We start from the raw sequence: 16363 nt of genomic DNA, 5'->3' as shown, positions 1-16363 counted from the left end.
AGTCCTGAACACCCGGCGCCGGGCAGTCTAGCTCCATAAATAGCATTGAACGATTGTTCAAGAAAAACATTGAACACTCGTTCAATCTGCACTACTGTCCTTCGTATGACTTACGCCACACCAGCCCACGACGTCATTCGAGCCTCAACGACCAAGGCAGCATCCACCCTGTTCATCAACGGTGCCTGGGAGCCGGCCGCCTCCGGTGCCGTGCGCGAAATCCACAACCCCGCCGACGGCGAACTGGTGGCCACGGTGTCCGAGGGCGGCCGGGAAGATGCGGAACGCGCAATCGCCGCAGCCCGTGCAGCCTTCGACTCCGGCGTCTGGTCCTCCATCCCGGCACCCGAACGCGGCACCTTCCTGCTCGAAGTCGCCGCCGGACTGCGCGAACGCCGGGAAAAGTTCGCCCGGGCGGAGTCGCTGGACACAGGCAAGCGCATGGTCGAAAGCCGCATCGACATGGACGACATTGCCGCCTGCTTCGAGTACTTCGGCAGGCTCGCCGGGCAACAGGCGGGCCGTATCGTCGACGCCGGGAACCCCGCTGTCGCCAGCAAGATCGTCTACGAACCCGTGGGCGTCTGCGGCCTGATCACGCCGTGGAATTACCCCCTGCTCCAGGCCGCGTGGAAGATCGCACCCGCACTGGCCGCCGGCTGCACCTTCGTCCTCAAGCCCTCCGAGCTGACCCCATCCACAGCCATCCTGGCCATGCAGCTGCTGCAGGACCTCGGCCTGCCGGACGGCGTCGCCAACCTCGTGACCGGACCCGGCGCGGAGGCGGGCGCACCGCTCTCGGAACACCCCGCCGTGGACCTCGTCTCCTTCACGGGCGGGCTGGAAACCGGCAAGCGGATCGCGGCGGCCGCCGCTGGCACCGTCAAGAAGGTGGCACTGGAGCTTGGCGGCAAGAACCCCAACGTGGTGTTCGCGGACGCGGACTTCGACGCCGCCGTCGACAATGCCCTGAACGGCGCGTTCGTCCACTCCGGGCAGGTCTGCTCCGCCGGGGCGCGGCTGGTGGTGGAGGAATCGATCGCCGAGCGCTTCGTGGACGAGCTGGTCCGCCGTGCCCGGGAGATCCGGCTGGGCGGGCCATTCGATGACGCCTCCGAAACCGGGCCGCTGATTTCCGCGGCCCACCGTGACAAAGTCCACGCCTATGTCCAGCGCGGCGTCCAGGAGGGTGCGCGGCTGCGGACCGGCGGCGCGGCACCGCAAGGAGGAAAGTACGACGGCGGGTTCTACTACCAGCCCACCGTCCTGGACCGCGTCCAGAGGGGGATGTCCGTGGTCTCCGACGAGGCGTTCGGCCCGGTGGTGACGGTGGAAACGTTCCGCACCGAGGACGAAGCGGTGGCGACGGCCAATGACACTATCTACGGCCTGGCCGGCGCGGTCTGGACCCAGGATGCCGGGAAGGCGCAGCGCGTGGCATCCCGGCTGCGGCACGGCACCATCTGGATCAACGATTACCACCCCTACCTCCCCCAGGCCGAGTGGGGCGGCTTCGGCCAGTCCGGCGTCGGCCGCGAGCTGGGCCCCACGGGCCTGGCCGAATACCAGGAAGCCAAGCACATCTACCAGAACACCAGCCCGCAGGTCACCGGCTGGTTTGCTGACCACGGCGAGGAGAACTAGATGCACTTCGACAACATTGAGGACCTCACCGAGCGCGGGTTCGACTACGTCGTTATCGGCGGCGGGTCAGCGGGTGCCGCCGTCGCCGCCCGGCTGAGCGAGGATCCGGACGTGACCGTGGCCCTGGTGGAGGCCGGCCCGGATGACCGCAACCTGCCCGAAATCCTGCAGCTGGACCGCTGGATGGAGCTGCTTGAATCCGGCTACGACTGGGACTACCCGGTGGAACCGCAGGAAAACGGCAACTCCTTCATGCGCCACGCGCGCGCCAAGGTGATGGGCGGCTGTTCGAGCCACAACTCCTGCATCGCCTTCTGGGCACCCCGCGAGGACCTGGACGAGTGGGAGTCCAAGTACGGTGCCGCCGGCTGGAACGCCGACGCCGCGTGGCCCCTCTACCAGCGGCTGGAAACCAATGAGGACGCCGGTCCGGACGCACCCCACCACGGGGACTCAGGACCCGTGCACCTGATGAACGTGCCCCCGGTGGATCCTGCCGGCGTCGCGCTCCTAAACGCCTGCGAACAGACGGGCATTCCCCGCGCGAAGTTCAACACCGGCACCACCGTGATCAACGGAGCCAACTTCTTCCAGATCAACCGCCGCCCGGACGGCACCCGGGCCTCCAGCTCGGTCTCCTACATCCACCCCATCATGGACCGCGGCAACTTCACCCTGCTCACAGGCCTTCGCGCCCGCCAACTCGTGTTCGACGCTGACAGGCGCTGCACCGGCGTGGACGTGGTGGACTCAGCGTTCGGCCGGACCCACCGGCTCTCAGCGCGTTGCGAGGTCATCCTGTCCACCGGCGCCATCGACTCCCCCAAGCTGCTCATGCTCTCCGGCATCGGCCCGGCCGAGCACCTCGCTCAGCACGGCATCGAGGTGCTGGTGGACTCCCCCGGCGTGGGCGAAAACCTGCAGGACCATCCAGAAGGCGTGGTCCAGTTCGAAGCCAGGCAGCCCATGGTGCAAACGTCCACCCAGTGGTGGGAGATCGGCATCTTCACCCCCACCGAGGACGGCCTGGACCGCCCGGACCTGATGATGCACTACGGTTCCGTCCCGTTCGACATGAACACCTTGCGGCACGGCTACCCCACCACCGAGAACGGCTTCAGCCTCACCCCGAACGTCACGCACGCCCGCTCCCGCGGCACCGTCAGGCTGCGCAGCCGCGATTTCCGCGACAAGCCCATGGTGGACCCGCGGTACTTCACGGATCCCGACGGCCACGACATGCGCGTCATGGTGGCCGGCATCCGCAAGGCCCGCGAAATCGCCGCCCAGCCCGCCATGGCCGAATGGACCGGCCGCGAGCTATCGCCCGGCGTCGGGGCGCAGACGGACGAGGAGCTGCGGGAGTACATCCGCAAGACCCACAACACCGTGTACCACCCCGTGGGCACTGTCCGGATGGGCCCGGCCGACGACGGGATGTCACCGCTGGATCCCGAGCTGCGGGTCAAGGGCGTCACCGGCCTGCGCGTTGCGGATGCGTCCGTGATGCCTGGACACGTCACGGTCAACCCCAACATCACCGTCATGATGATCGGCGAGCGCTGTGCGGATTTCATCCGCGCCGGCCGAACCGGTGAAACAACGACGGCGGAGCCGGAGCTCAGCGCGTCCCTCGCCTGACCGGCGGCGCGCCCATCAACGCGCCCACCAATGGGAGAAATCGGCCAGGTGCCCACAGTTTGGCGCCCGGCCGTTGATTTCACCTGCGTCCAATGGCGGTCGCGGGCATCACCATCGTGCTTTTATACATAGGAGCTCACATGCTAAAACCCAGCAAGGCAGGACCCGGCAAGAGCACAGACACCAGCGGAATGGACGAGTTCGGCTATGCCCAGACTCTGGACCGGAGCATCGGCAAGTTCGCCAGTTTCGCCGCAGGCGTCAGCTACATTTCCATCCTGACCGGTGTTTTTCAGCTGTTCTACTTTGGTTTCGCGATGGCAGGACCTGCCTACGCGTGGTCGTGGCCGCTCGTTTTCGCCGGGCAGTTGATGGTGGCGCTGTGCTTCGCCGAACTGGCCGGCCGTTATCCGGTGGCCGGATCGGTGTATAACTGGGCCAAAAGGCTTTCCTCCGGCACGTTTGCCTGGCTTGCAGGATGGCTGTTGCTGATTTCCTCGATCATGGCGCTGGGGGCTGTGGCCCTGGCCCTGCAACTTACGTTGCCGCAGATCTGGTCCGGGTTCCAGCTGGTCGGTGACGGGACAGGCCCATACGATTTCGCGGTCAACGGCGTTCTCCTGGCCAGCATCATGATCGGCATCTCCACCCTCATCAACGCCTTCGGCGTGAAGCTCATGACCAAGATCAACAGCATCGGCGTGTTCGTGGAGCTGCTTGCGGCGGTGCTGCTCATCCTGGCCCTCGCCTGGCACGTAGTGCGGGGTCCCGAGGTTTTCTTCGACACCGCCGGCTACGGGGAGGGGCACGACCTCGGCTTCTTCGGAGTGTTCCTTATCGGTGCCATGGCGTCCGGCTACGTCATGTACGGCTTCGATACCGCCAGCTCCCTCGGTGAGGAAACAATGGATCCGAAGCGTACTGCACCCAAGGCCATCCTGCGGGCCATCACCGCATCCTTCGTCCTCGGCGGGCTGATCCTGCTCGGCGGACTCCTCGCCGCCCCTGACCTGGGCGACCCGAAGCTCGGCGCTGCTGACGGCGGCCTGCATTACATTGTGCTCTCCGTGCTGGGCGGCCCGTTCGGCAAGGCGTTCCTGGTGTGCATCGTGGTGGCCGTGATCGTCTGCACCTTGGCCGTGCACGCCGCTGCCATCCGGATGATGTTTGCCATGGCCCGCGACAACAATCTGCCCTTCAGCCGCCAGCTCAGCAAGGTCCATCCGGGCCGGAAGACCCCCACGGTGGCGGCCATAGTCGTCGGCATCATCGCGGTCATTCCGTTGATCGTGAACGTTGCCCAGCCTGCCATCTTCACGATCCTCTCCAGCATCAGCATTGTCCTGATCTACCTGTCCTACCTGCTGGTCACGGTTCCCATGCTGCGGAAGCGCCTGGTCAGGGAGTGGCCGCTGCCCGACGACGACACCGAGCCCGGTTTCAGCCTGGGCAAGTGGGGACTGCCGGTGAACGTCCTCGCCGTCCTCTGGGGAGGCGCCATGACCCTGAACCTGGTCTGGCCGCGGCCGGAGATCTACAACTCGGTGCCGCCGTTCGAGTGGTACCTGCAGTGGGGCGGAGTTCTCTTCGTCGGCGCCGTCGTCGTCACAGGTGTCCTGATGTACCGCCTCAAGCTCAGGCACCAGACCGGCGTCCTCGCCGAGCACGCCGCGGCCGTGGCAGCACATCCGTCGTCGGGCTCCTCCCACACCGTGACTTCGGCTGACACCCAATGGGCGCCGGATCCTGTCCAAGCCAGAACCCGGTGAACGGGCTACAGCTGGCTGTGCGCGGCAACGGCAGGATCGGCGCCGGCTCGGGCGCCTGCCTCCAGCGCCGTTATCTCCCCTACTTCGGCCGGGGTGAGCGAGAGCGCCGCGGCCCCCAGGTTTTCCCGCATGCGCGCCCCATCGGCAGACTTCGGGATGACGATCGTTCCTTGGGCGAGGTGCCAGGCGAGCACAACCTGGGCGGGCGTTCCACCGTGCCGGGCTGCCAGGGATTGCACTGCCGCTGCACCGAGGTCGGCGCCCTGTCCCAAGGGACTGTACGCCTCGACGGCAATGCCCAGCGACCGGCTCCTGGCCGCCAGGTCTCGCTGCTGGAAGGTGGGATGGATTTCGATTTGGTTGACCGCCGGGACGATATCCGAGGCCTGGAGAAGCGTATCCAGATGCTCGGAGAGGAAGTTTGAGACTCCGATGGCGCGGACCTCGTCCCCGGCATAAAGCTTTTCCATGACCTTCCACGCCGCGGTGTACAGTCCCTGGGACGGCACGGGCCAGTGGATCAGGTACAGATCCACGTAGTCGACGCCGAGGGCCTTGCGGCTGCTCCGGAACGCCTCGAGCGCTGCGCCCTGTTCGCCGTTGCGAAGTTTGGTGGTGACGAAGATTTCCTCGCGCGGAATTCCGGACGCGGCGATGGCGGCGCCGACGCCGGACTCATTCCGGTAGGCGGCGGCGGTGTCGATGTGCCGATAACCGGCTTCCAGGGCATCCTCCACGATGCGCTGAGTCTCCTCGGCCGGGACCTGGAAAACGCCGAAGCCGAGTTGAGGGATCTGCACTCCGTTGTTGAGTGTCACGGTGGGGATGGGGGTTTCACGAATGTTGGACATCGTCAGTTCTTCCTTGTGTGGTTTTCCTGGAGGGGCGGAATGCACAGGCGGATCGTTCTGGGCCCGTTTCTTCAGGCTAAGCCGTAATAGTTTCGGGGGCTCCGCGGCCCGCCGATGGCGGCGGTCAACGGCGGGGCTGTCCCATTGGCCGCCGGCGGGGGTGCCGCTCCCCTACAGTGCGGACCAGCCGCCGTCGGGGACGGTGGTCTGCATCAGCGGGCCGAGGCGTTCGGCCGCGAACTGGGATCCCGCCTTTCGACAGCTACTTTCGTCAAAGCGTCACAGGGCTGCGCTACATTTGGCAGCACCATCAATTTTCAGGGGGACAAATGGAGTTTGCAGAGAAACTTTCCGCGTTGGCAGCAAAGGTGCGTCAACAGCGAGGTGTGATCCAAACAGAAGAAGCAACAAAGAATGCCTTTGTCATGCCCTTCATTTCCACCATTCTTGGCTATGACGTCTTCAATCCCATGGAAGTCGTTCCGGAGTTCATCGCGGACGTGGGGCTCAAGAAGGGCGAGAAGATCGATTATGCGATCGTCAAGGACGGCGAGGTCCAGATCCTGATCGAGTGCAAGAAATCCACGGAGCCAGTGAAGATCGAGCACGCATCTCAGCTCTTCCGGTACTTTGCCGTTACCAACGCCAGGATCGCAATCCTCACCAACGGCGAGGTCTACCAATTCTTCACTGACCTCGATGCACCGAACCGTATGGACGCCAAGCCGTTCCTCGTGCTCGATTTGGACGATATCGACGAATCCCTCATTCCGGAGCTGAAAAAGCTGTCCAAGGACGTCTTCGATCTCGACTCGATCATCAGCGCGGCCGGCGAACTCAAATACATCGGTGAACTCAAGAGGAGCCTGGCAGCACAATTCAAGGAGCCGGAGGACGAGTGGATCAAGTTCCTTACCGGCCGGGTGTATCCGGGTCCCTACACCCAGAAGGTGCGGGAGCAGTTCACCGCGTTGGTGACCAAAGCGTCCAGGCAGTTCCTGAACGACCAGGTGAACGAGCGACTAAAGAAAGCCCTCGGCGCCCCGGCCTTCCCGCCAAACGACGACGCGACATTGGCGGCCAGCGTTACCAGCGCCCCGGTGGCCGAAGCGGACCTGGCCGAGGCCGACGGCCTGGAAACTACGTTGGAGGAAATCGAGGGGTACCAGATCGTCCGCGCTATCGTCTGCAGCGAGGTCAAGCCGGCTCGCGTGGTTCAGAGGGACGCCAAGTCTTACTTCGCGGTGCTGCTGGACGACAATAACCGCAAGCCAATCGCGCGCTTGCACTTCAACCGCACACAGAAATACATCGGCATCTTCGACGACAGCAAAGAAGAGACGCGGGTGCCTATTAACTCGCTGGAAGAGATCTACGAGCACACTGAAGCCCTCCGCGCGAGCGTAAAGAGCTACCTGTGAGTGCGTCTGATCACGAGCTCGACCGACTCCTCATCGCAATCTCGGCCATTGCGACACCGTGGAAGAAATGGCCCGGCGGTTATAAGCGCATGGATTCGGCATTAGTCGATGCGGTCATGTCGATCCGTTTCCGGTATGGCAGACCACGCAGCGACGGGTCGTGGACCGGAGCCCGGGGTGCCGTTCTCCGATACGAGAAGCACTCGGAGCACATCACCGATTCAGAGAGGATGCGGTACTTGGCGTCCCAGGACCCGATTGCACTCGAAAGGATTCTGAATCGCCAGAAAGTGCATGCAGGAAAGACCAAGGCTTTTGCCATCGTGGAAGCGGCCAAGCGCTTCGTTGCCATTGGTGTCACCGAGCCAGCGCACCTTAGGCCCGACGACGCTCATCACAGGGCTCAGTACACAGAAGTGTCGGGCCTCGGCCCCGTAACGTGGGAATACTTCACCATGCTTCTGAGCCATGACGGCGTGAAGGCAGACACATGGATCACTGAATTTGTAGGGCGCGCAGTCGGGCGGCGGGTACCTTCTGAATTTGCCGGCGCCCTCGTCAAGAAGGCTGCCGAGAAGCTCAACAAGGGGCAGAAGGAACTCGACCACGCCATTTGGAGCTACGCCAGCACAACAGGACTGAAGGGCATGCCGGAATTTCCCTGAGCCACAGCGAGCAGGATAGCGGGCGAGGGCGGGAACTTCCCGCAGTCGCCCGCTTCTGTTTGGTGCCGCTCCCCTACAACGCCGACCAGCCGCCGTCGGAGGCGAGGATGGCGCCGGCGGGAAACCGATCCGGGACAACGGTCCTGCTGGCCTCGCACGAAGTTGCAGTTAACTCACCCGGCGAGGACCGCGGGATTCTCAGTCGTCAGCCGGCGCCCTGGCCCTCGCGGGCCACTTCCTCCAGAGTCCTGGCTGTCGGCGATGCGGACACCAACTGCCCTATCACCTCCGGTTTGTCCCACACCTGGCTGCGTAGCCGTTCCAGAAAGACGGTCGCAGCGTCCTTGGTGTCGAAGTCCAGGAACACGGCGACGCTGTTCTGGTCCTCCGCATCCCGGAATACCCGGACGGACCGGGCGCCCGACGCGGCGCGGCCTGCGGGATCGCTGTCGAAGACTTTCTTCCATGCCCCGTAGTCCCGGACCTGATAGCCAATCTGCAGAGTGAACATCGTCATTCCTTTCCTCGGGCTGTGCCAGGATCACGATAGGCCGTCCAGCGTCATCCCGGTAGGGCAGGAGGGCGGCCTTGCCCGCCACGGCGTGGTCCGCGGCCACCACCCCGGGACGCTCCGCCGGTGGTCAAAGTACTGCTCTCCGCCCGGGCGAGGGGCGTGGCGTAGGCCGCAGAAGATGCCTGGTTGGCCCAGGCACCTTTTCCTCCAACTGAGACAATGTCCCAATGGACATCGCGCTGGGACTCCTGGTTCTCGTCGCTGTGGTCTGCGCCGGCAGCGCGCTGGGCAGAAAGCTCAACATTTCAGTACCACTGCTGCTGGTGTTGGCCGGCGTGGCGGGGTCCTTCCTCCCCTTCGTTCCGCCCATTGAGCTGAACCCTGAAGTGGTCCTTGTGGGACTGTTGCCGCCGTTGCTGTACGCCGCGGCGCTGCGGACTTCGCTCTTCGATTTCAGCTCCAACCGCCGTGACATCGGACTGCTCTCGGTGGGGTATGTCATCTTCGGAACCTTCGCAGTGGGCTTTGTTGTCTGGTGGTTGTTCCCGGAAATCCCGCTGGCTGCCGCCATCGCTCTCGGCGCGGTCGTGGCGCCCCCGGATGCTGTGGCGGCGACCGCCATCGCGAGGAAGGTGAGGATGCCACGCAGGATCGTCACCATCTTGGAGGGCGAATCCTTGGTCAACGACGCCACCGCCCTGATCTGCCTTCGCGCTGCCATCGCCGCCATCTCGGGGTCAGTGTCCTTGACGGGGATCGCCGCGGACTTCCTGCTCGCGGCCGGGGGCGGGGTAGTGGTGGGCATGGCAGCCGCCTACGTGCTGACCGAGCTCCGCAAGCGGACCCGGAACGTCGCCATTAACACGTCGACGTCGTTGATAGCCCCGCTCGTCGCATACCTTCCCGCGGAGGCGATCCACGCGTCCGGCGTCCTCGCCGTCGTCGTCACCGGGCTGATAATGGGCACCAAGGCGCCCTCAATGCCCAACGGCGCCGCCCGGCTGAGCCAGCGCAGCAACTGGAACACTGTGCAGTTCCTGCTGGAAAACGCGGTATTCCTGCTGATCGGGCTGCAGGTGCGGACCATCATCGACGGCGTCCAAGACGACTCCCTGGGCGCCGGGCGGATCTGGGCCGGCTGCGCCCTGATCCTGCTGGCGGTGCTGGTGCTCCGGCCGGTGTGGGTTTTCCCGGCGACGTACCTGCCCCGCCTGATTCCGGCCGTGCGGCGGAATGACCCGGCGCCGCCGTGGCAATACGCGGCGATTGTCTCCTGGGCGGGGATGCGAGGAGTGGTCACCCTGGCGGCGGTGCTGGTGCTGCCCACAGACCTGGAGCACCGTTCGGTGCTGATCCTGGCCGCCCTGGTGGTGGTGGGCGGCACGCTGACGCTGCAGGGGTTCACTCTTCCGTGGCTGGTCCGGCTCCTGAAGGTGCAAGGCCCAGACCCGCGCGAAGACGCGCTGAACCAGGCTTCGCTGGTGCAGCTGGCCACGGTTGCGGGCGTGGCACGCCTGCAGGAGCTGCGGACAGAGAACGATCCGCCGGAGGTGGTGGCCATGCTGAAACGGCGCACCCAGGAGCGCGGGCTGGCTGCTTGGGAACGGCTCGGCCGCCCGTTGGCGGAAACGGCGACCCCCAGCGCGCGTTACGCCTGGCTGCGGCTGGCCATGCTGGAAGCGGAAAGGGCCAAAGTACTGGAACTGAGGCGAAGCGGCGAATACGCGCACGAGGTCATCAGTGGTGTGCTGGACCAGCTGGATGTTGAGGAATCCATGCTGGACATGGCGCTGGACGAGGTGGACACGTCCGGCGAGGGGGGCGGGGAAGGGATCGCGAGGCCGGGCGGGGTATGTGCCCACCTCGAGTCGGCCCGGTCTCCGGAGGTGCCCGGGGACCCCTTCTGCGCGAACTGCCGGAGGGAAGGCACGACGACGGTGCACCTGCGGATGTGCCTGGCGTGCGGCAAAGTGGGGTGCTGTGATTCCTCACCCGGAAGCCACGCCTCGAGGCACTTCGAAGCCACCGGGCACCCGGTCATGCGGAGCATCGAGCCGGGCGAAGACTGGCGCTGGTGCTATCAGGACGATCTGCTGGGATGACGGCAGGTGCTGGAGTCCGCGCAGACCGACGACTCCCGTGCCCGGACGGGGCAACGTCCCGCACTCCCAACGTCGATGCTTCCCATGGTTTTTCTCCGTGGCGCACAACTGCCCGGTTCAGAGCTCTCGGTAGTAGTACAGCATCGGGTCTGTCTGGTTGGGTTCGGTGTTGGTGAACCCGTGCGCTTCGTAGAAGCGGCGCGCATCGGTGTCCTCGCCATCGACGTTGATCTCCATGAGTGCACCGCCCCGGTCGCGTACCAGGTCGAGTGCCGCGTCCAGGAGTGCACTGCCGAGGCGGTGACCGCGCAGCTCCGGACGGACGTAGAGTTCGTCGAGGATCGCGACCGGCCCTCGATACCAGACGTTGGGCCGGAAACTCAGCACAGCAACACCGCTCGCCGGTTCGCCGATCAGCAGGACCACCACGTCATCCCCCGCCAGGAGCTGCGTCAACCGCGATTGAAGCTCGTGAACGTCCGGGGTCGGCGTCGAGAACTCGGTGTTGAAATCATGAAGCATTTGGGCAACGACGGCGGCCTCGGCCGTCGTGGCCCGCCGGGGCGTCAGGTCGCCCGCCGCATCATCGGAAGTCATGGTTTCCCCAAATCCGTCCGGATGGAAATGAGTTCGTAGACGACGACCGAGCCCGTAGCCGGACCTCGGCAGGTCAGCTGACCAGGCGGCGTCCGGCTGGACTGCAGTTCGACGTCGATATGCGCAGGGTGAGGCGCGCGGCCGGTGAGGTGGATCCGCCACTGGTCACCGTCACGCAAGGTCTCGGCGATCTGATAATCATGCCGGCCGGCGGGGCCGAATAGTTTGAGCGCGGCCGCGACGGCGGTCTGTTGTGGCGGGAAGAGGTCCGTATATCCGCGCAGATAATCTGCGCGGATACGGCCGGCGAGGTGGTCCTCGATCGTTGTGACAGCGGACTGGGCGTCGAGTCCGCCGTAGTACACGCCGTCGGGGGCAACGACGGCGTTGGCTGCGAATCTGTCCCCGCCGACGTGGCTGCACTCCCAGACCAGCTCAGGCCAGTGCTGACTCAGTGCACGTCCCACGGGCCGTCCCCACACGGCGCAGCAAGGGTCGTGCGGACCATGAGTGCAGACCAGGATGACTGGTGGAAGGCCTGGCTTTCCGGGGGAGGTAAGAGCGGTGGCAATTTCCGCGAGGTCCTTATCATGGCTCCATGTTCCCCATTGTTGAAGATAGGCACCGGACTTTTGATGGCTCAGTACGGCCCAACTGCTGGGGCCCTCGCGCCGGCGGCGGCCGGGCCGCTCCACCAGCAGCACCCGCGCGCGGGCGGTTTGCGCGGCCGAGAGAACCAAGGCTTTGGTCTCAGGGTCAACATCAAGGCCGTCGAAGCCGTTGGGCGGCCACCCTCCCCGGTACTCGATGAGGACCCAAACCAAGCCGTGCGAGGCTGTCCCTGCCATCGAGTCGCCGCGAAGCTGGGCGCGTTCTGCGCAGAAGAAACGTTCCGTGGCGGCCATGGCGGCGAGGTTACTGGTCAACGGGAACGAGAACCCCGGCGCGCATCAGTCTGTCGACGAGTTCGACGCCGAGATCGGTCGCGGTGTGAACAGCTCCGCCGAGCAGGCGCGTTACAGAGGGTAAATCTGTTTCGGGGAAGTCGAGCCAACCCACGCGAGTGATCAGGCGCGAGCCATCGAGCCGTGCGTCCAGTGCACCCCGAAGTTTCACCAGCGACCGGGGTCCGAGACCATCGACGGCCGCGAGCTGGGCCACCGGCCCCAGCGGTGCCGGGCGTCCCTGTCCCCGCGCGGCGCGGCGGAACACGGACGTGGGGTCACTCTCCGAGACGGCGGCGGCGAGACGCTCGCGGATGGTGGCGATTTCCCCATCCAGTCCGTCTACGCCCAGTGGCAGGGTGCGGCGCATCTCGGGGTCGTCGCAGAGCTTTGCCAGCGCGGTCTGCGCGAGGTGTTCGGCCAACGCGTAGCGGGTCCAGTTGTGGATGCCAAGCGTGAGGTGAATGGAGACTTTGCCCTGGGCTTCAGCGGCGTGCAACCAGCCACGCGGCAGGTAGAGGGCATCACCTGGCTCGAGCACAGTGTCGATGTAGGCCTTGTCCTTCGCGGCCTCGGCGACGGCGGAGCGACGGTCCGTCCAGGGCTGAGTGCGCAGCGGGTCGACAAGGACGGGCTCGTGGATGATCCAGCGCTTGGTCCCCTCGATCTGCAGCACGAAGACGTCGTGGACATCATAGTGATCATCGAATCCACGGTTCTGGGGCGGAGTGATGTACGCGTTGGCCTGCACCGGATGTCCCAGCTCGGTGCTGAGCCTGGTGCTGAAGTCCGAAATCGGCTCCCACGTGCGGTGCAGCGCTTGCAGGACCAGCGTGGCCCCGTCAGCGAATTGCCGCCAGAGCGCGGTGTCGTCGAGCTGGTCCGGGATACTGGCGCCCGCGCCGGCCGGGGAGGTGAAGGAAGAGTCGGGCAATGTGGAGCCGCCCTTGGCGACGCGCAGGAAGGGTGTGCGCAGTCCGCGGCGCGAGATCAGTTCGTCGACCGCCTCAGCTGAGAACAGATCAGAGAAGTTGCTAACACCGCGTGTGAGCAGCGCTGTGGACCCCCAGACGTCACTGGCGAACCTTTCACGGCCAATGTCAATCAGGCGCGTTTCCAGAACCCCGGTGCCATCAACGGCATCGGGGCCCTGAAAGTCGTTCCTAGAAGTGCTCAAACTTAGCTGCTTCGCTGCTCGGCACCGCCGTCAGCGCCGCCATCAGCACCGCCGTCAGCGCCGCCATCAGCACCGCCATCGGCACCGCCATCAGCCCCGCCATCGGCACCGCCATCGGCGCCACCATCGGCACCCCCGTCAGCGCCACCATCGGCACCGCCATCGGCGCCCCCGTCGGCACCGCCATCCTGGGCGCCGGGGATGCCGGCCGCACCACCGTCCGCCGGGCCTTCCTGGCTTGGTTCCTGCTCTGGATTAGTCGTCATGTTTCCTCCCGAGAATCGAATGGCATGATCAGACCCCTTTGTCGGCGCCTGATCCCAAACCGGGCGAGTTTTTCATGACACCGCCCGTGATCACCCTATCGAGATGGGTCAGCGCTGGGAACAGCCTCCGTTCGACCGGCGCAGGGTCCGGCCCGGATACGGGAGAGCCCGATCGGCACCCGTGTCAGCAAAGTCCAAACCCGGCGCGACCCGGTACGGTTCACACCGCCGTCGAGCGGGTGGTTAGGCTGGGTGGATGGCGACAGTTATTCTCGTGCGGCACGGCCGCACCACAGCCAATGCCACTGGACTGCTGGCCGGCCGGGCCGTTGGCGTCGGACTGGACCAGATCGGGCGCGACCAGGCGGCTCTGACCGGAGACCGGCTCGCGGCCGTGCCCGTAGTCGGGGTGGTGGCGAGCCCTCTTGAGCGTTGTCAGCAGACCGCCCAGCTCATCCTCGATCGCCAGGCGGGCACGCCGTACGCGCCGGTCGAGCTCGATCTCACCGAGTGCGATTACGGCCAGTGGCAGGGCCGCGCGCTCAGTGATCTCGCGACCGAGGATTTGTGGCCGGTTGTGCAGTCGCAACCGTCCGCCGTCGTCTTTCCCGGCGGTGAATCCATGGCCGGGATGCAGGCCCGGTCGGTGGCAGCGATTCGGCGCCACGATGCAGCCTTCGAAGCCGAGTACGGGCCAGGGGCCGTGTGGGTGGCGGTGAGTCACGGTGACATCATCAAGTCAATCCTCGCCGACGCGCTCGGCATGCACCTTGACCTGTTCCAGCGAATTAACGTGGGCCCCGCCTCCGTATCGATCGTGCGCTACGGCGCCAGTCGGCCGAGCGTCTACGCGACCAACACCGACGCGGGTGATCTGTCGTGGCTGTCGAACGGCATCCACTCTGGCGATGCGCCGGTGGGCGGCGGCGCAGGGCAAAAGGCGCCATGAACCTCATGTGCCTAAAATACTGACATGCCTACACGTGTTCATGAGTTTGCCTGGCCGGATCGGATCGTCGTTGGCACCATTGGCCTTCCGGGGGCGCGCACGTTTTACCTGCAGGTGCGCGCAGGGACGCAGATCGTCAGTATTGCCCTGGAGAAGCAGCAGTCGGCTCTGCTCGCGGAGAAGATCGATGAAATTCTCGACCAGCTCATCACCGTCGAGGGCAACCCCTTCAGCGTTCCCACGAGTACTCCCATTGAACTTGTCGACAATGACCAGCTCGAGGCCGTTCAGGAGCAGTTTCGCACCGGCGCCATGAGCTTAGGCTGGGACCCAACCACGGCCCAGGTCGTACTGGAGGCCCACCCCATCACCGAGGCCGATGCCGATGACAACGACGAATCGCTTGATGAGGACGGCGCTAACGAGCCGGAAATGCTGCTGGTGCGAATGCCGGTCGGCACCGCCCGCGCCTTCGCCAAGCGCACCCGGGAGATCGTGGGCGCCGGGCGTCCGACGTGCCCGCTCTGCGGTTACCCCATAGACGCTGACGGGCACATCTGCACCCTTCCCGAGGTCTGATGCCAGCGCCGGACCTGGCGACCGCCGAGCTGACACTCACCGGCCGCATCACAACGGCTTCAAACGCCACGTTTCTGGGCAGCATCGGCGACGTGGTGGTCGTCTACAAGCCGATAGCAGGCGAAAGTCCGCTGTGGGATTTTCCCCACGGCACCCTGGCTCACCGGGAGGTGGCCGCCTACCTGGTCTCGCAGGTCTTGGGCTGGGACGTCGTGCCGCAGACCTGGCTGCGCGATGGTCCGATGGGCGAAGGAATGGTGCAGCGCTGGCAGGAGCAAGACCCCGCCCAAAGTGCCGTGGACCTGGTCGCGACGGACCACATGCCGGAGACGGGCTGGAAACACGTTCTCAAGGGACGAGATGAGAACGGACGGATGGTCGCCCTCGTTCACGAAGACTCCCCAGCGCTCAGACGCATGGCGGTGTTCGACATAGTCGTCAACAACGCCGACCGCAAAGGCGACCACATTCTTGCCATGACGGACGGACACCGGCACGGCGTGGACCACGGGCTCACCTTTCACCGTGACCACAAGCTGCGCACGGTGCTGTGGGGATGGCTGGGAGACGCTCTGACCGCCGAGGAACGCGACGGCATCGATCGTGTCAGCGACGGACTGCACGGGGGGCTGGGCAGAAACCTGGCGGACTTGCTCAGCGCCGAAGAAATCGCATCGCTCGCCGCGCGCTGCGCCCGGTTGCGCTTGGCAGGGCGGTTTCCGGCTCCGAGCGGTGAGATGTCGGCGGTGCCCTGGCCGCTGTTCTAAGGGACTTACGGCTACGGGCTCCACAGGCTTCCACCTTCATGCGTAAACTCAACTTCATGGAACAAACCGGGACGCTTTTCGGATGGGCCTTTGGCGACGCCGCCCGCGCGGATGAACCCGGATACATGGACGAGCTCCGCCGCGAGGCTCTGAAGAACGCAACCCAGGACGCCGCCAGACGAGGTTTCAAGGTGCAAGACGGCGAGGAAAGCTATGCGGTCCTCCAGGCAGGAGAAACGCTGGTTGACGTCGAAAACGCCCCGGACCGGCTCGTTGTCCGGTGCACTGTCAAGCTCACGGGTCCGGGGTCGGAAAACGTTCACGCCGTGGGACCTATGAACGGCTAGAGCATCAGCGGTTAACGGGCACGAAGCTACCGACGCTGTCTCCAATGCCAAGGTGTTCGACCATAAAGAGCCTGCGGGTAGCGACGTTGGCCACCTCGAGACCTAACGTCACACAACGCGACGGCCTCCG

At 65.2% G+C, this 16363-nt stretch carries 16 protein-coding genes; 10 read left to right on the top strand and 6 right to left on the bottom strand.

Features of this window, described 5'->3' with window-relative positions; all coding sequences use genetic code 11:
- The first annotated feature begins 105 nt into the window (after positions 1–105).
- The 3 genes from J2W14_RS16460 to J2W14_RS16450 all read left to right on the top strand — a co-directional run bounded on the left by J2W14_RS16460 (position 106) and on the right by J2W14_RS16450 (position 5054).
- Complete coding sequence (locus J2W14_RS16460; RefSeq protein WP_307464489.1) at positions 106–1644, top strand: aldehyde dehydrogenase family protein; 1539 nt, start codon at positions 106–108, stop codon at positions 1642–1644.
- The gene (locus tag J2W14_RS16455; protein WP_307464487.1) at positions 1645–3285 is read left to right on the top strand and encodes a GMC family oxidoreductase; all 1641 of its coding nucleotides are present in this window, start codon (positions 1645–1647) and stop codon (positions 3283–3285) included. It begins immediately after the preceding gene.
- 140 nt (positions 3286–3425) lie between these two features.
- Positions 3426–5054: an APC family permease gene (locus tag J2W14_RS16450; RefSeq protein WP_307464486.1), complete on the top strand. Its 1629-nt coding sequence runs from the start codon at positions 3426–3428 to the stop codon at positions 5052–5054.
- Positions 5055–5059: 5 nt separating this feature from the next.
- Here the strand turns inward: J2W14_RS16450 and J2W14_RS16445 are convergent, their stop codons facing one another.
- Positions 5060–5905: an aldo/keto reductase gene (locus tag J2W14_RS16445; protein WP_307464485.1), complete on the bottom strand. Its 846-nt coding sequence runs from the start codon at positions 5903–5905 to the stop codon at positions 5060–5062.
- Positions 5906–6234: 329 nt separating this feature from the next.
- Between J2W14_RS16445 and J2W14_RS16440 the strand changes: the two genes are divergently transcribed.
- Both J2W14_RS16440 and J2W14_RS16435 read left to right on the top strand, forming a co-directional pair.
- Positions 6235–7326: a type I restriction endonuclease gene (locus J2W14_RS16440; protein ID WP_307464483.1), complete on the top strand. Its 1092-nt coding sequence runs from the start codon at positions 6235–6237 to the stop codon at positions 7324–7326.
- A complete protein-coding gene (locus J2W14_RS16435) occupies positions 7323–7991 on the top strand; it encodes a hypothetical protein (protein WP_307464481.1) in 669 nt (222 codons plus the stop codon). The genes J2W14_RS16440 and J2W14_RS16435 overlap by 4 nt, the downstream gene beginning before the upstream one ends.
- A 205-nt stretch (positions 7992–8196) precedes the next feature.
- On the opposite strand, the gene J2W14_RS16430 is transcribed toward J2W14_RS16435, so the two are convergent.
- Entirely contained in the window at positions 8197–8502 is a 306-nt protein-coding gene (locus tag J2W14_RS16430; protein ID WP_307464479.1) for a hypothetical protein, read from the bottom strand.
- Between the two features lie 230 nt (positions 8503–8732).
- Between J2W14_RS16430 and J2W14_RS16425 the strand changes: the two genes are divergently transcribed.
- Complete coding sequence (locus J2W14_RS16425; RefSeq protein ID WP_307464477.1) at positions 8733–10607, top strand: Na+/H+ antiporter; 1875 nt, start codon at positions 8733–8735, stop codon at positions 10605–10607.
- Between the two features lie 117 nt (positions 10608–10724).
- On the opposite strand, the gene J2W14_RS16420 is transcribed toward J2W14_RS16425, so the two are convergent.
- Genes J2W14_RS16420 through J2W14_RS16405 form a run of 4 tightly spaced genes read right to left on the bottom strand, consistent with a single transcriptional unit; the run spans position 10725 to position 13488 of the window.
- Positions 10725–11204, bottom strand: coding sequence for a GNAT family N-acetyltransferase (locus J2W14_RS16420; protein ID WP_307464476.1), 480 nt, complete (start codon positions 11202–11204; stop codon positions 10725–10727).
- On the bottom strand, positions 11201–12109 hold the full coding sequence (locus J2W14_RS16415) for a sucrase ferredoxin (RefSeq protein WP_307464475.1): 909 nt from the start codon (positions 12107–12109) through the stop codon (positions 11201–11203). The genes J2W14_RS16420 and J2W14_RS16415 overlap by 4 nt, the downstream gene beginning before the upstream one ends.
- A gap of 10 nt (positions 12110–12119) precedes the next feature.
- The gene (locus tag J2W14_RS16410) at positions 12120–13325 is read right to left on the bottom strand and encodes a cupin domain-containing protein (RefSeq protein ID WP_307464473.1); all 1206 of its coding nucleotides are present in this window, start codon (positions 13323–13325) and stop codon (positions 12120–12122) included.
- Complete coding sequence (locus tag J2W14_RS16405) at positions 13312–13488, bottom strand: hypothetical protein (RefSeq protein ID WP_307464471.1); 177 nt, start codon at positions 13486–13488, stop codon at positions 13312–13314. Before J2W14_RS16405 ends, J2W14_RS16410 begins: the two co-directional genes overlap by 14 nt.
- A 359-nt stretch (positions 13489–13847) precedes the next feature.
- Between J2W14_RS16405 and J2W14_RS16400 the strand changes: the two genes are divergently transcribed.
- From J2W14_RS16400 to J2W14_RS16385, 4 genes are read left to right on the top strand one after another with little or no spacing between them, the layout of a single operon-like run.
- Positions 13848–14540 (top strand): histidine phosphatase family protein, encoded by a 693-nt coding sequence (locus J2W14_RS16400; RefSeq protein WP_307464470.1) that lies wholly within the window; start codon positions 13848–13850, stop codon positions 14538–14540.
- Positions 14541–14564: 24 nt separating this feature from the next.
- Complete coding sequence (locus tag J2W14_RS16395) at positions 14565–15119, top strand: DUF3090 domain-containing protein (protein ID WP_307464467.1); 555 nt, start codon at positions 14565–14567, stop codon at positions 15117–15119.
- Positions 15119–15886, top strand: a complete 768-nt coding sequence (locus J2W14_RS16390; protein ID WP_307464465.1) for an SCO1664 family protein — start codon at positions 15119–15121, stop codon at positions 15884–15886. The genes J2W14_RS16395 and J2W14_RS16390 overlap by 1 nt, the downstream gene beginning before the upstream one ends.
- A 56-nt stretch (positions 15887–15942) precedes the next feature.
- On the top strand, positions 15943–16233 hold the full coding sequence (locus J2W14_RS16385; RefSeq protein WP_307464463.1) for a hypothetical protein: 291 nt from the start codon (positions 15943–15945) through the stop codon (positions 16231–16233).
- Positions 16234–16363: the final 130 nt, after the last annotated feature.

The organism is Pseudarthrobacter oxydans (assembly GCF_030812335.1).
In the GTDB taxonomy this organism is placed as follows: Bacteria; Actinomycetota; Actinomycetes; order Actinomycetales; family Micrococcaceae; genus Arthrobacter; species Arthrobacter oxydans_B.
The sequence above is the reverse complement of the archived record's forward strand: the minus strand, read 5'-3'. Positions and strand labels throughout refer to the sequence as shown.